Below are 13,717 nucleotides of genomic sequence, written 5' to 3'. Positions count from 1 at the left end.
AATAGTTGATGGGTCAACTATTGGGCAATGAGGAGGAGTATCATGTTTGAACATATCAATCAAAATTATGAAAGAGTAGACTTTAGCAATCAAGATTTGAGGTATGGCGAGCTATTAAGTTGCACGTTTCATCGTTGTACATTTGCTAACGGGTCGTTAGAGGAGATCACAACGAGGAACTGCCGTTTCGTTGAATGTAATTTTCGGGGGGCCGCGTTAAACAGCTCCATTCATATGGAATCCGCGTTTGAAAATTGTAACTTTATCGAAGCCAATCTATTTGTCTCGAAGTTTGAAAACTGCAAAATGACGGGCTCAGATTTTTCCAGTGCCAATCTGGATGGAATCACCATACACCAAGGGGATTGGTCTTATACGAATTTGAGAAGTGCCAGATTGGTTAAACAAGATTTACGTGGAATTAAATTTTTGGAAGCTGATTTAACCGAAGCCAATTTAGAAAAAGCCGACTTAAGAAATTGTGATCTTACGAGAACAATGCTAGCTAAAGCGAAATTACAGGGTGCTGATGTAAGGGGAGCTAAAATGGAAGGTGTGGATTTCAAAGCCATCACAATCAAAGGGCTGCGAATGGATACAGAGCAAGCAGTGTTGTTTTCACTCTCGCATGGAGCCAAAATGAATTAATTGGTGATTGGGTAAAAATTCCAGCGACCCTGCTGTTTTTATTGTAAAACCTACTCAAGGTCGCACCGCATCTGTCATGACAGATGTCGTCAATGAAACTCTTATTAGTGGTTGGGCAGAATTTGGGGCAACTGTCATCCTAAAATCCGACTCCAGCAGTAAAGAGATGAGAACTGTAGCCTCCAATGTAGATGGATTTTTTACTTTCTATCCTGATGCAAACAATGTAATACAGAGCGGAGACCACATGACCATTATAGCGGCTGTGATTTGTGAGGATACCAGCGTGCCGATTGAAGTGACGGTGGGCACAGCCAAGCGAACAGAAAAACCAACGGTAACAGGCGACATTTATACGAATTTCTTCCGCATTAGCGGAAACACAGTGCCTGGGATGACGAACAAGTGGACATATGTTTATCTGAAGAAACAAGATGGAACTTATGTAACCTCTCGGGCTGTAGCGCAAGAAGGCAGTTTCTGGGCATACGGATTGCTTGAAAATCCAGTTGCCAACCTAACTGAAGGTGAGGAACTACAATTAACAGCTAAGGCTACAGAGGCTGCTTTTTCCGGTTGGGCTGAACCAGGAGCTTTCGTAAGTTTTCGTGCTTTGCCAAGTGGTTTTAGCTCGTGGCTCATTGCTTCTTCTGACGGATCATTCAGCTTTTCTATGTTTCCTGCGGGTTACCTTCATGCAGGCGATCAAATAAAAGTCAACGCTACAAGCTTTGGCAAAGCAACGAGCGACCTGGTCTATTTGACGTTAGAAGCCTCACCTAAGACTGCGGCACCGACGGTTACTGGAGTTGTATATACGAACGGATTTATGCTGCAAGGCACTTTGAATTCAGAATTAAGTTACACGAATATGACCCTGACGAATAAATACGACTCTATTGTAGGATCTTTTGGTACAGGTTGGGATCGTAATTTCTCAACCTCTCAGCTCTTCCAATCCTATGTCCATTTGAAAGCAGGGGATGTTGTTGAACTAAGAGCTCAAGTTAACGGCATGACAAGGAGCAATCCTGTCCCATTTGTTGTACAAGCGACAAAGGGTCAGACGGAAGTTCCAACCATTAACGATGACATCTTAGAAACAGAATCCTTCAATGGAATTGCAGAACCTGGGGCCATTGTTACATTAACGAACGATACAACAGGGAGCCTTCAAACTGCAGTCGCCGCAGCAGATGGCAGCTATTCGTTCTACTGGTATTATAAAGGCTACCGAATAGGCGATCAGTTATCTTTAGAGGCAACAGTTCCTGGTAAAGAAACAAGCGATACGGTACAGATTACCCTCATCGCCTCTCCGTAGTTTTATTGAAAAAGACGGCTACCCTCTCATCGGGAAGCCGTCTTTTTTGTATGTAGAAGAAGGTCTCTTCCTAGAGTAAAGAGAAGTTCTATTCAATAAACCACTGTATAGGAGTGGCTTTGGATTTAAATACTAATGTAAATTTTAGATCGGAGAGATAAGAATGGGAAATACAGATAAGTTTGAAACGATAGCTAATATATATGACACTTCTGAAAGAATTCAAATTGCAAAGGTATCATCAGATGCCATCCGTGAATATGTAGTCGACGCTAAAGATAAACATGCTATTGATTTTGGTTGTGGGACCGGTCTTGTTGGAATGAACTTGCTAAACGAGTTTAATTCTATGCTTTTTCTGGATACCTCACCCAACATGATTAATCAAATTAAGCAAAAAATCTCTGATTTTAATATTCCGAATGTAGATACATTATGCTTTGATTTTGAAAAGGAAGGGCTTTCAGATTTGCATGCCGACTATATCATTATGGCTCAGGTTCTGCTCCACATTAAAGATGTTGAGTTCGTGTTATCAAAATTGTTCGATGTTCTCAATGAAGGAGGACATTTACTGATCGTGGATTTTAATAAAAATGAGGAAATTGTTTCAGATATCGTTCATAACGGATTTAATCAAGATGACCTAGCTGACATGATGGCTAAAATAGGGTACAGGGATATTCAATCCAAAACATTTTATCATGGAAGTAAAATATTTATGGGGCAAGATGCATCTATGTTTATTCTTGATTCTCAAAGATAAACTCGCAGCATCTGCAATGGTTCCGGAAGTTTAGCCAAAAGTTATGTACTTTCCACCCTAGTCATTAGTGGTGTACTTCTCTATATTGAAGAGCGAAATGTGAATCTGTCTGTCGCATAGAGTGATAACAAATATAGGAGTGGTGGAAATGGTAAATTGGAATTGGAAGTCATTTGTTAGCGGTATTGTGGTGGGTACTTTGGCATTCTCGGTCGTGTCTTATGCGTCTCCGAACACCATCAAACTGATCGTTAACGGATCAGAGCTTTATACGGAAGTGCCGGCGCAGATCATCAACGGCAGTACGATGATTCCGGCAAGAGGGCTCGCCGAGGCATTGGGCGCGTTCGTTACTTGGGATCCGGGTAACCAAGCTGTGATTGTGGAGTCCGATCCCTTCACCAAATTAACGGATATGAATCCGAAGCGAGCTGTACAACTGGCCGGCTTAGCTCAGAAGCTCTACTGGGTCGTAGGCCGCGGTGGCACCCAGCATCCTGAAGGACCTGTGAAGACCTTTACGGTAAAAGGTAAGCAGCATGAGTTTCGTTGGATGGGGGACGATTTAAATTCGAAGGAGAAGCTCATCGCTTTTTTGGAAAAGATCTACACGTCGGAACAGGTGGCAGCTTTCTGGAATCAGCTTGTTCAGGCTGGTGATTACATTGAGGTTGACAACAAGCTCGCCCAGGTGAATGCGGATGGCGGTTCTCTTATGAGCTGGGGAGACTCCACAGCCGTTTTGTTGAAGGACTCTATCGATGAGAAGACCTACCACTATACAGTGCCAGTAGGGAACAACCAGGTGGAACAAAAGGACATTAAGGTCCGTTTCGTTGAAGGAAAGGGCTGGCGCATCGATTCGCCAATCACTGAAATCCATTAATAATTTGGAGGACTATATGAATAATGAGTGGTCAGAACAATTCCCTGCAACACAATTTCGTGTAGCTCGACCTACACACCAACTAGAAAAGATTATTGAATTCTATAATAAAGGTCTTGGTCTAGAAATTGTAGGTTCATTTACAAATCATGATGGTTATGATGGTGTTATGTTTGGTATGCCAAGTGTTCATTATCATTTGGAATTTACTCAACATACTAATGCAACTCCCATTTTGCCTCCATCAGAAGATAATTTATTAGTATTTTACATTCCAGTACTAGCACTTAGGAATGGAATCGTGTCTAGACTAGCTTCGATGGGCTATTACGAAGTAGAACCCGAAAACCCTTATTGGAAGCGGAATGGAATCACTATATGTGATCCGGACGGATGGAGAATTGTATTGCAAAATACAAATGGCCTTTCTAAAGATTGATGGGAGATTGCTTTCTATCCAGGCGAATTCATTTGAAATATGGTATACTGACAAAATAAAAGGAGGTGCTTTACTGATGGAGAATCTCTTGAGATTGTCTGTGACTTCTTACACTCATGCAAAGCCAGTATTAGAGAGGCGTTACTTTGCATGGGGCGGAATTTTATCTAACGCTGAATAAACTTTTCTAATATTTTGGCTTTGCACCTTATTATCCAAAATAAGGAGTGAAGCGGAATGAAATATACGAATGCCAAAAAAATATTACCCGAAAAGCTGATTATGGAAATTCAACAATATGTCCAGGGTGAGACGATTTATATTCCTAAGCAGGAGAAGGAATATAATCATTGGGGAAGCTTAAGTGGCGGAAGGCAGTGGATAGATCACCGAAATGCCGCTATTAGACACGCTTTCAAGACTAAGAGCAATATTGAACAGCTTGCTAAGGACTATTTTCTCTCCATTGAAACCATTAAGAAAATTGTTTATTCTCGAAATAAGTAGCAAACGACACTGGTGAAGTTTTTTCATCAGTGTTTTTTTATGTCGAAAATGATTCTAAGTTATTGTTTTCATTTTAATAGCTTATTATGTTCTTTAGAATAATACATAAGCGGACGAGGAATCAATGCCGCAGGAGAAAAATGTAACTATTGAAATCAATTCAGACGGGGAATACTGGACCCAACATCAAGAAAGCGAGGAAACGGTAACGATGAACGAACCAAAAAACAGAAGCAGGCATCTGATCGATCCCGAGATTATTCGCGCGATTGATCTAATACCGACAAGCGATCTTTCCGAAACTACACTAATGGAATCACGGATAAATCAATCAAAAATGCTGCCGCAAATCGATGTAACGCAGCTGTTTCCTGTCACATTCGAAGAAAGGTCGGTGCCAAGTTATTTTGGCGGTCCCGATATTCGCATAGAAATTATTAAGCCCCGCGAATCAAAGTACAGTAAGATGCCGTTATATTATTCGATTCACGGCGGGGGAATGGTTTTGGGCAGTCCGGTCGTTGATCGCCGAGGGAACGCGCTACTAGCTGTGCAGCATGGTTTTTGCTGCGTATCTGTGTACTATCGTCTAGCACCGGAACATATTCAGCCCAGTCAATTGCAAGACTGTTACTCGGGCCTAAAATGGTGCATTGAACATGCCGAGGAATTAGCGATAGATACTCAGAAAGTAGCTATTGCGGGCAGCAGCGCTGGTAGTGGATTAGCGGCGGGACTAGCCCTGTATGTTAGGGATCAGAAAGAATTCGACATCCATCATCTAAGACTGCGCAGCCCAATGCTCGATGATCGAACGAGTATTTCGCCAGAGCATCCATATGCCGGCGAGTTCGTTTGGACAAGAAACAGCAATTATTTCGGCTGGAAATCGGTACTAGGACATGAGCCCGGCCAAGAGGGGACAAGCGAGTATTATGTGCCTGCGCGCGCAAAATCACTTGCTGGTTTACCACCCACTTATATAAGCATAGGAAGCATTGATTTGTTCATAGATGAAGCTATATTATTTGCAAAACAACTAGCATTTGACGGTGTCTTAGTTGAATTACATGTATACCCTGGATATCATCATTTGGCTCCAATGTTTCCGGATGCGCATTATTCTCAAGAAGGCGCCAAATCAAGTGAATATGCCTTATTGAAAGCTCTGGAGTTACTCTGATTTAAAGACTGTCGCAAGAGAGGAATTCCTCCAATTTTGCCCGGCTGAACGTTCGAATATTGAAGATGTCTTCCCAGCCTAACGCTCAGCCGGGCAATATAAGGAGGGCGAGACCGCAAGAAACAAGAAAGACATTGCGATTTGGAATTGAATCCAATATTATAGATAATGAAGATCCATAATAATGATAATTTTGAGGAGGGAGGAGGAAACCTTGCAGTTCTCCAAAAGTACAGATTATGCCCTGCACGCCTTAATGCATCTGGGACACTCGGAGCGTTGCAACAACGTCGGGATCAAGGAGTTATCTGGTGCACTTGGTGTTTCTGAAAGCTATTTATCCAAAATCATGTCTAAGCTAAGGCAGGATGGAATCGTACGTGCTGTGACAGGAGTGAACGGCGGTTACGAGCTTGGACGACCGGCGGATCAGATTACGTTTTTTGATGTGATTCAAGTGATTGAAGGAAGACAACAGCTATTCGAATGCTCGAATTCGAGTTCGCGGCAGCATCAGTTGTTAGCGGAAGAGGGGGCTCCCCAGCAAGATCAGCAACGACCGGGAAAAAATGAATGTTTGGTTGAGAAAGTTATGAACGGCGCGGAACAGCATCTGCACCAATACTTGAGGGAACATACGATTCAGTCTGTATTGGATGAGGCGTTCAAACGTTGCAGTCACGAAGTAAACAAGAAGTGATGCACTTCTTGCGTTTTAATTAAGGATAATGAAGATCCGTAAAGGATCAATTCTTTTTTTTTGTTATAATTATAGATATTATCGATCTATAATAGTTGAATTTGAACTGAATGTAGAGACTTGGAGGAGAAACGGATGATAGATATAAAAAATGTAAAGCGCGGTCCGATCATGTTCGCACTGATCATCGGGATGTTCGTTGCCGCTTTGAACGAGACGCTAATGGGCAATGCCCTCCCCGAACTGATGAAATCGTTCGGCGTGTCTGCGACGACGGTTCAATGGCTTGCCACCGCCTATTTGCTCGTCGTTGGTGTGCTCGTTCCGGTGACGGCGGTATTGCAGCAATGGTACACGACCCGGCAAATGTTTCTGTCGGCGATGAGTCTGTTCTTCGTCGGTACGGCCATCTCGGCGATGTCGCCGGATTTCGGCGTGCTGCTGGTAGGCCGGATTATTCAAGCGATTGGGACCGGCATGCTGCTGCCGCCGCTTCACTGTGGCTATTTACCCGGTTCGACGAAACGACGGGCACCGGCTTCCTCGTCGCCGTGCACATCGCGCTGATGATTGGCATCACGCTAGTGATGATGCCCGCACAGACAGCTGGGCTCAATCAACTGCCGAACCATCTGCACCCGCACGGGACAGCGATTTTGAATACGCTGCAGCAGGTGTCCGGCGCAATCGGTACTGCCCTGTACATCAGTATTATGTCAGGTGGACAGAAAAAGTACTTGAGCGGAGCGAGCGATCCTCAGTCTCCAGCGGAAATAGCCAGAGGGCTGGCAGCCGGTATCCATAATGCGTTCTGGATCGGCGTCTTCATCGCCCTTATTGCGGTCGTACTCGGTCTTTTCCTCCGTAAAGAGAAGTCGCCGCAACATGAACAGGCGGCAGGTTAGGACTGCTGTCCTTTTAGGAAAGTCCATATACTATATAGAAAGTGTGAGGAACGATCATGAACAATTTTTTTGATGCGGCTATTTGGGAAAAAGCTTGGAAAGACGATTCCAATACGATATTAAACAAGATGCAAAAGGCGGGAGTCGATCCTGCCCGATCTTTTGACCATAAGGCCAAGTCTTTCAACGAACAATCGTTTAACGAAGAGGGAAGAAAACGCACCAAACGAGTCATGAATTGGCTTGAAGGACAAGGGGTTCGATTCGAAAACGCCTCCATTTTGGATATTGGGGCTGCTTCGGGAGTGTTTTCAGTGCCGTTTGCGGAGCGGGGAGCCCGTGTAACCGCTGTAGAGTCCTCACTTCCTCTGGTCGAGTTGTTGGAAGAAAACATCTCGAAGTTCGCCGAAGACAAAGTGAATATTGTACCCGAACTGTTTGAAGAGATCGACGTGCAGACCAAAGGCTGGAGTCAGTCCTTCGATCTTGTCTTTGTCTCAATGTGCCCGGTCATTCACAATTGGGATAGCGTGGAAAAGATACTTAAGTGTGCTCGGAAGTTTTGTTATATCAGTATGCCGGCAAGTTCTCCAGAGAACAGCCTAGTGAATGAAATCTGGCCGCTCGTCACCGGCAAGCCCTTCCATACGAAACATATGGAAATGGGATATTTGCAGCATCTGCTGTATCTTAAAGGCTATGCCTACGAATCGCTAATCACGCGGGAAACGAAAACGACGGAAGTCTCCAGAGAAGCGGCGCTGCAAGAAGCGCTGACTTGGTTGCACCATCACCGGCTGCCTGTAGATGAACGGAATCGGAACATAATTGCTGACTATTTGGAGCAAGCATATCCGTCCGGCAAAGTAGTCATCGAGGAGGGGGGACGTTTCGGCAAAGTACTGATTCGTTTGCAGGATCAGAACATGTATATGAGAGAGATTTGAGTGTTTGTAAAAAAACAGTTGCTCGGGAGAATAGGAATCCCGGGCAACTGTTTTATTTTTTATTTATACTCACCTAGCAGATAATTGTAGAAAGGTTCGTCCACCCAGAACTTATAGGAGTCGACGTTCAAGCTAGGGTTAATTTTCTTTAGCCCAGCAACAACTTCGTCAGATTTATCGCTGAGTGAGAAGGACTGTGCATAATAATGGCCTTTACTGACTTTATTGTTAGCGATCACTTTATAGTCTTTCACATCGGATAATGAATAGTAGAGTGGCTGCCACCAGGAAGAAAAAATGAGTCCTGTTTGGTCATTACTGTTCTTTTTAGCGTATTGGAAAATGACCTGTTGGAACTTGTTCTTTTGCTCAGCGTTATCGAATTCGAACTCAATGTCGTATTCCTTGGCATAGGCGATGAAATTGCCGTTCTCGATTTGGACGACTTGATAATCGTCGGATTGTGTCGGCTCGCCCCATTCTTTCAGATAAATAAAGGCAGACGTTTTGGGCTCCAGCTGTACTTTTGCCTGTATGTTCTCGCTGCGCAGCAATCCTATTAACTGAATCGCATGCGTAATGTCAGAATGTCCATAGGTGAGAGATTGCTTTGGATCAAAGTTTGCATCGAAACGAGAATCCTTCAGATTGTAGCCAGTAATGAGATTCTTTTTCAAGGCTTCATCGAAGACAGAACGCAAATCTGTGGATGAGATTAGATCCTCCGTACGCCAGGCATCGTTAATTTTGCGGAAAATATCATCATCGGAAGTTGTTCCAATAAAATGCTTGTATTGTCCGTTGAAAGTCAGAATTTTACTAAGCAGTTCGCTAGCAAAGCTTTGGCTAGCCGCAGCATTCGCTTCAAAACCAGAAGAGACAAGACCAGTATCAATTGCGGCGGCCAGCTCTTGGGCGGCTTGCAGCGTTAATTGATTGTTTTGATCGTAATCAATATGTACTTTAGCGAGAGCGGCCTTGATTTTATCCTTGGGATAGGTGTAGGCGAGTTCTTTCAAGCCGGAGGCTTTCAAAGCTATGAAAGTCGCTTGCAGCTGGGTAAGCGGCTGATCACCCTGCAGTTTGCCTTCGGATAGAATACCTTTTTCGTGTAAAGCAAGTGCAGCATTGTAATAAGGACTGTCCTTTTGTAAGTCTGTAAATACATTGGTCTGATCTTTCGCTTCCGCTTTCAAGATGCGGTTCACAGCGATAACGAAATCGCCTTTTGATATGGAGTCTGACAATGTGATGGCATACTGATCATTCAAAAACTGCTTGTATGAGACTGCTGAATCACTTGCTGCGGACGCACTGCCTATTGTGCCTACTGAGGATAGGAGGACAGCTGTTAAAACGGCTATTTGCAAGGGCTTACGAGATTTCAATGGTTTCATAAGAATGAAACACCTCCAAATTTATAATTCTTATAGGAATAGTATGTTTTATAGAAATATAGCAGTTAAGTTTATGGGTGTCAATAAATAATGGAGGTGACCCTTCGAATATAAGAAGATCGTTCTGACCAGCCGAGAAGGCGGGAGAACGATCTTTCTCTTATCTATTGAGAACGATGAGATATGTTAACCTTTAGAAACGAGTGTCAAATCGATGTTAGTGAAATAGATCGTCTGCAACCCTTCGAAGCCGGAATCCGTGCCGATTATGACGTATAATTCGCCGGCAGCGTTACTTCTTACATTGAACGAACGTTCGAAGGTTTTCAGCTGGAATCCACTTTTCTCAGCGTCCGGTTTGGCGATGTTTCCAAGGAGAGCTACTTCTTTACCATCCGTCGATTGGTTGCCTTTGTCGAGGTTCAGGCGATAGTAAGGCGTGTTCGCATAAGTACTGTCTTCTATGACAGAAGGCTCTCGGTCCACAACGCCGGCTTTCACATATACCGAAGAAGCGGGACCGCCGCCGATTCCCATGGAGCTCTCAGCCTCGTTGGTGGCCATGTCGAAACGTAATTTCACTTCGTATTCCGTATTCGGTTTCAAACCCGCTGGGCTGTCAAGCTTTTTGGACATAAACATGAACAGATCGTCGCTGCGGTTCATTCCGCTTAACATCATGCCATGTATTTCTGTGCCATCGTTCAGGTTAACCGTATCCACTTTAGCGTTTATTCGGTAGTCCTTGTCTTGATAGGCGACCGGGAGATCGGCGACGCCGGTTTTCCATCCTTCATTATCTTTGCTGAAATCGAAGTTAAGGTGAGATTGCTGCAGTTCATTTGGAATCGCGATAGACGCCATACTACTTTTGGAATCCCACAACGTTTCCGCCCCCATTCTGGCAGCTAATACTCTGAGAGGAGCGAAGGAAATGTCGTTCTTTAATACAACAGGTGTCGTCAGCAAAAACGGCTCGAAATCGCCGATTGTTCCGTGGATCCTGTTCGGAACGAGCCGGATGATACTATTTCCTTTAACGAGCTTTATTTCTTGGGACTTCCCGTCCCATGTGACATCCCAGCCGAGCCCTTGAGCGATTTCGCGAACCGGCACCATAAGATTGCCATCTTCTAGATACGGAGATGATTCCCCTGTGTTCGCAGAAAGGGAGAATGTTTTGACTACGGTATGACTAGATGTATTTTCAATGGCTTGAACCGGGGCTCCAATCAAGACTGGGGCCAGTAACACGGCTGCCATAGCGGTGGATGCAATCGTTCTTTTTAACATGGCTATTCGTCCTGCCTCTCTATGTTGTATTCGATATCTATGACGAAATTTATTAGAGAAGGGTTGCAGTTAATTTTAGGATGTTCGATTGATAATTCGTCTTTTCCAATATAGTTCTTTTGTATCATTTCCTCCCATAAATGAAATAATGAATTGTGAATCACATTAAACAGAGGTGAGAATATTGGATAAGTACAGGATTGATCCGAGTAAAGGCATGGAGTTCGGCATATATACATTAGGGGACCATCTCCCTAATCCCCATACTGGAAGACGTATATCTGCCGAGCAACGCATTCTTGAAATCATTGAAATGGCAAAGTTGGCTGAGCAAGCGGGTGTTGACTTTTTTAGCGTTGGGGAAAGTCACCAGAGCTATTTCGTAACCAAGCGCATACGGTTGTTCTGTCAGCCATAGCTCAGGCCACAGAAAAAATGAAAATCGGAAGCTCCTCCACGATCATAAGCACATCGGATCTAGTTCGGGTGTACGAGGATTTCGCAACGATTGATTTGATCTCCAAGGGGCGCACAGAAATCATTGCCGGCCGCGCATCTCGCGTTGGCTTATTTGAATTATTGGGTTACGATCTTAGAAATTACGAGGAATTATTTGAAGAAAAATTCGATTTATTAACTAAAATAAACAAGGAAGAAGTCGTTACTTGGGAAGGGCAATTTCGAAAACCATTGAATAATGCCAGTGTGATTCCCAGACCATTACATGGATGGCTGCCGATTTGGCGCGCTGTTGGCGGATCGCCTGCAAGCGCAATAAAAGCAGGCTACGCCGGCGTTCCAATGATGACGGCTATGCTGGCTGGCCCTGCCAGCGTATTTAAGAATACGATCGACGCATTTCGTGAAACGGCCAGAGCGAATGGTTTCGACCCCGCCACGCTACCGGTTGGTACCACTGGTCTCTTTTATTCATCCGATTCGACTCAACAAGCTCTTCAGGAATTTTATCCTCATCTCAATGAAGGAATAAGGCTGACAAACGGACAAGGCTTTTCGAAGCAGTTGTTTGCACAAAGCACCGATGCCCGTAATGTATTGAATGTCGGCAGTCCGCAGTTAATTATTGAAAAAATCCTCTATCAGCATGAACAATTAGGCCATCAGCGTTATCTCGCGCAAGTGGATTTCGGCGGCGTACCTTTTGAAAAAATACGGAGCATGATCGAAACTATCGGCAATGAGATTTTGCCCGCAGTCAAAAAATATACATCGAGAAAAACAGCGGAGGTGTAAAAAATGAAGATTGTTCTCTTATCTGCTTCGGTCGTGGGATCAAAAACAAGAACAGCTATTAATTATATCAGAAAGCTTTCGCTGAGAAATATCCGGATGTGGAGACAAATATTATTGATTTAGCTGATTATCAGGTTCAATTTAGCGATGGCAGAAATTATATGGAGTATGCAGGCGATACGGGTTATGTTACAAGAAGCGTGATGGAAGCGGATTCCATTGTAATTGGAGCACCTATTTTTCAGGCATCTATTCCCGGTACCTTGAAAAACCTTTTTGATTTGTTGCCCGTGGATGCATTGCGCGATAAGGTATTGTCCATGCTTATAACCGCAGGTTCATCCAAACATTATTTGGTTGCGGAACACCATTTGAAGCCAATTTTGGCTTATATGAAAGCACAAATCGTTCAAACATATGTATTCATAGAAGAAAAAGATTTTCATCTCAAAGAAATTATAAATGATGATGTCATTTTCCGAATTGAACGTTTAGTTGAAGATACTGTATTATTAACGGAAGTTTATTCCGATCTTCGGGAAAGGAAAGAAGCAGCTTACGGTTTTTAATTAATATAACTTGTTATGAGAACGAAAATGCGACACCTGGCCCGAATAATTCGGAATAGGTGTCGCATTGAGCTCTTAGCCCATATACAAAGCCGCAAAGCATCGACAACGAAAATATGCTCAACTTCGCGGAGAATGTCGACAAGAACTTTATCGTCGCTTCTTTTAGATTTGTAATAGGTTTAACAGTAGGTTAACAAAAATGATAGTTTCATTTAATAATGATCTTATAGAATTAAAGCATATTTGCTTACTTCCACGGGTTTAAGCAATCAGAACAAGGAGGAAATAAAATGTCAGGTTGGTATTCATTTTTTAATCTAGGAATGGAGCATATTTTAGGTGGATATGATCATCTTTTATTCTTGTTTTCGCTAATCATCGCTAGTCAGAAGTTTAAGCAGTATGCTTCCATGATTACCGCCTTTACGATTGCTCATAGTATTACATTAACATTGACTGTATTAGGAATTATTCATGTGCCGGCATGGTTTGTCGAGCCTATGATTGCGCTTAGCATCTGTTTTGTAGCCGTCGATAATGTTGTACGTAAACAGGTTAACTATCGTTGGGTCATTACTTTTTTGTTTGGTTTAATTCATGGTATGGGTTTTGCCGATTTATTGGTAGAAATGAACCTTCCGAAAGCGCAGCTCGCTACGGCTCTTATCAGCTTTAACCTTGGCATCGAAACTGTTCAAATTACAATTGTTGGGGTTCTATTCCCTTTGTTGCTGCTGTTGCACCGTTGGAAATTTTCAAAGCATGCCGTTTATGCAGGATCAATAGTGGCGTTTGTATTGGGGGCAATTTGGTTAGGGGAACGAGTATTTTTTTAAAATATCAGCAATCAATCCTATAGTTCATCAGATTGAAACTAAATTTTCATTATTCATTCA

13 protein-coding genes and 3 pseudogenes are annotated in these 13,717 nt (G+C 43.3%); 14 read left to right on the top strand and 2 right to left on the bottom strand.

Annotated elements, in window-relative coordinates; translation table 11 throughout:
• Positions 1-42 precede the first annotated feature (42 nt).
• The 11 genes and pseudogenes from GC097_RS01775 to GC097_RS01730 all read left to right on the top strand — a co-directional run bounded on the left by GC097_RS01775 (position 43) and on the right by GC097_RS01730 (position 8,305).
• Positions 43-648: a pentapeptide repeat-containing protein gene (locus GC097_RS01775; RefSeq protein WP_171681623.1), complete on the top strand. Its 606-nt coding sequence runs from the start codon at positions 43-45 to the stop codon at positions 646-648.
• 7 nt (positions 649-655) lie between these two features.
• Positions 656-1,972 carry a hypothetical protein gene (locus tag GC097_RS01770; RefSeq protein WP_171681622.1) on the top strand — a complete coding sequence of 439 codons (1,317 nt, stop codon included), beginning with the start codon at positions 656-658 and terminating at the stop codon, positions 1,970-1,972.
• A gap of 163 nt (positions 1,973-2,135) precedes the next feature.
• Positions 2,136-2,738: a class I SAM-dependent methyltransferase gene (locus tag GC097_RS01765; RefSeq protein ID WP_171681621.1), complete on the top strand. Its 603-nt coding sequence runs from the start codon at positions 2,136-2,138 to the stop codon at positions 2,736-2,738.
• 148 nt (positions 2,739-2,886) lie between these two features.
• Positions 2,887-3,624: a DL-endopeptidase inhibitor IseA family protein gene (locus tag GC097_RS01760; RefSeq protein WP_171681620.1), complete on the top strand. Its 738-nt coding sequence runs from the start codon at positions 2,887-2,889 to the stop codon at positions 3,622-3,624.
• Positions 3,625-3,640: 16 nt separating this feature from the next.
• Positions 3,641-4,063 carry a VOC family protein gene (locus GC097_RS01755; protein ID WP_171681619.1) on the top strand — a complete coding sequence of 141 codons (423 nt, stop codon included), beginning with the start codon at positions 3,641-3,643 and terminating at the stop codon, positions 4,061-4,063.
• A 237-nt stretch (positions 4,064-4,300) separates the two neighbouring features.
• Entirely contained in the window at positions 4,301-4,570 is a 270-nt protein-coding gene (locus GC097_RS01750; RefSeq protein ID WP_171681618.1) for a CD3324 family protein, read from the top strand.
• A gap of 211 nt (positions 4,571-4,781) precedes the next feature.
• Complete coding sequence (locus GC097_RS01745) at positions 4,782-5,753, top strand: alpha/beta hydrolase (RefSeq protein WP_171681617.1); 972 nt, start codon at positions 4,782-4,784, stop codon at positions 5,751-5,753.
• A 214-nt stretch (positions 5,754-5,967) separates the two neighbouring features.
• On the top strand, positions 5,968-6,453 hold the full coding sequence (locus GC097_RS01740; protein WP_171681616.1) for an RrF2 family transcriptional regulator: 486 nt from the start codon (positions 5,968-5,970) through the stop codon (positions 6,451-6,453).
• A gap of 135 nt (positions 6,454-6,588) precedes the next feature.
• Positions 6,589-6,948 (top strand): annotated as a pseudogene (locus GC097_RS35410) (MFS transporter); the annotation flags it as partial.
• Between the two features lie 56 nt (positions 6,949-7,004).
• The gene (locus tag GC097_RS35405) at positions 7,005-7,358 is read left to right on the top strand and encodes an MFS transporter (RefSeq protein ID WP_446686391.1); all 354 of its coding nucleotides are present in this window, start codon (positions 7,005-7,007) and stop codon (positions 7,356-7,358) included.
• Positions 7,359-7,414: 56 nt separating this feature from the next.
• On the top strand, positions 7,415-8,305 hold the full coding sequence (locus GC097_RS01730) for a class I SAM-dependent methyltransferase (protein WP_171681615.1): 891 nt from the start codon (positions 7,415-7,417) through the stop codon (positions 8,303-8,305).
• Between the two features lie 59 nt (positions 8,306-8,364).
• Here GC097_RS01730 and GC097_RS01725 read toward each other — a convergent pair whose 3' ends face one another.
• Positions 8,365-9,702, bottom strand: a complete 1,338-nt coding sequence (locus GC097_RS01725; protein ID WP_171681614.1) for an S-layer homology domain-containing protein — start codon at positions 9,700-9,702, stop codon at positions 8,365-8,367.
• A 186-nt stretch (positions 9,703-9,888) separates the two neighbouring features.
• Positions 9,889-10,995, bottom strand: coding sequence for a copper amine oxidase N-terminal domain-containing protein (locus GC097_RS01720; RefSeq protein ID WP_171681613.1), 1,107 nt, complete (start codon positions 10,993-10,995; stop codon positions 9,889-9,891).
• Positions 10,996-11,179: 184 nt separating this feature from the next.
• On the opposite strand from GC097_RS01720, the pseudogene GC097_RS01715 reads away from it, so the two are divergent.
• The 3 genes and pseudogenes from GC097_RS01715 to GC097_RS01705 all read left to right on the top strand — a co-directional run bounded on the left by GC097_RS01715 (position 11,180) and on the right by GC097_RS01705 (position 13,657).
• Positions 11,180-12,249, top strand: a pseudogene (locus tag GC097_RS01715) (LLM class flavin-dependent oxidoreductase).
• Between the two features lie 3 nt (positions 12,250-12,252).
• Positions 12,253-12,818: pseudogene (locus tag GC097_RS01710) on the top strand (NADPH-dependent FMN reductase).
• A 293-nt stretch (positions 12,819-13,111) separates the two neighbouring features.
• Positions 13,112-13,657, top strand: coding sequence for a HupE/UreJ family protein (locus tag GC097_RS01705; RefSeq protein WP_171681612.1), 546 nt, complete (start codon positions 13,112-13,114; stop codon positions 13,655-13,657).
• The last annotated feature ends 60 nt before the right edge of the window (positions 13,658-13,717 follow it).

Source organism: Paenibacillus planticolens (assembly GCF_013141725.1).
GTDB lineage: Bacteria > Bacillota > Bacilli > Paenibacillales > NBRC-103111 > Paenibacillus_E > Paenibacillus_E planticolens.
The sequence above is the reverse complement of the archived record's forward strand: the minus strand, read 5'-3'. Positions and strand labels throughout refer to the sequence as shown.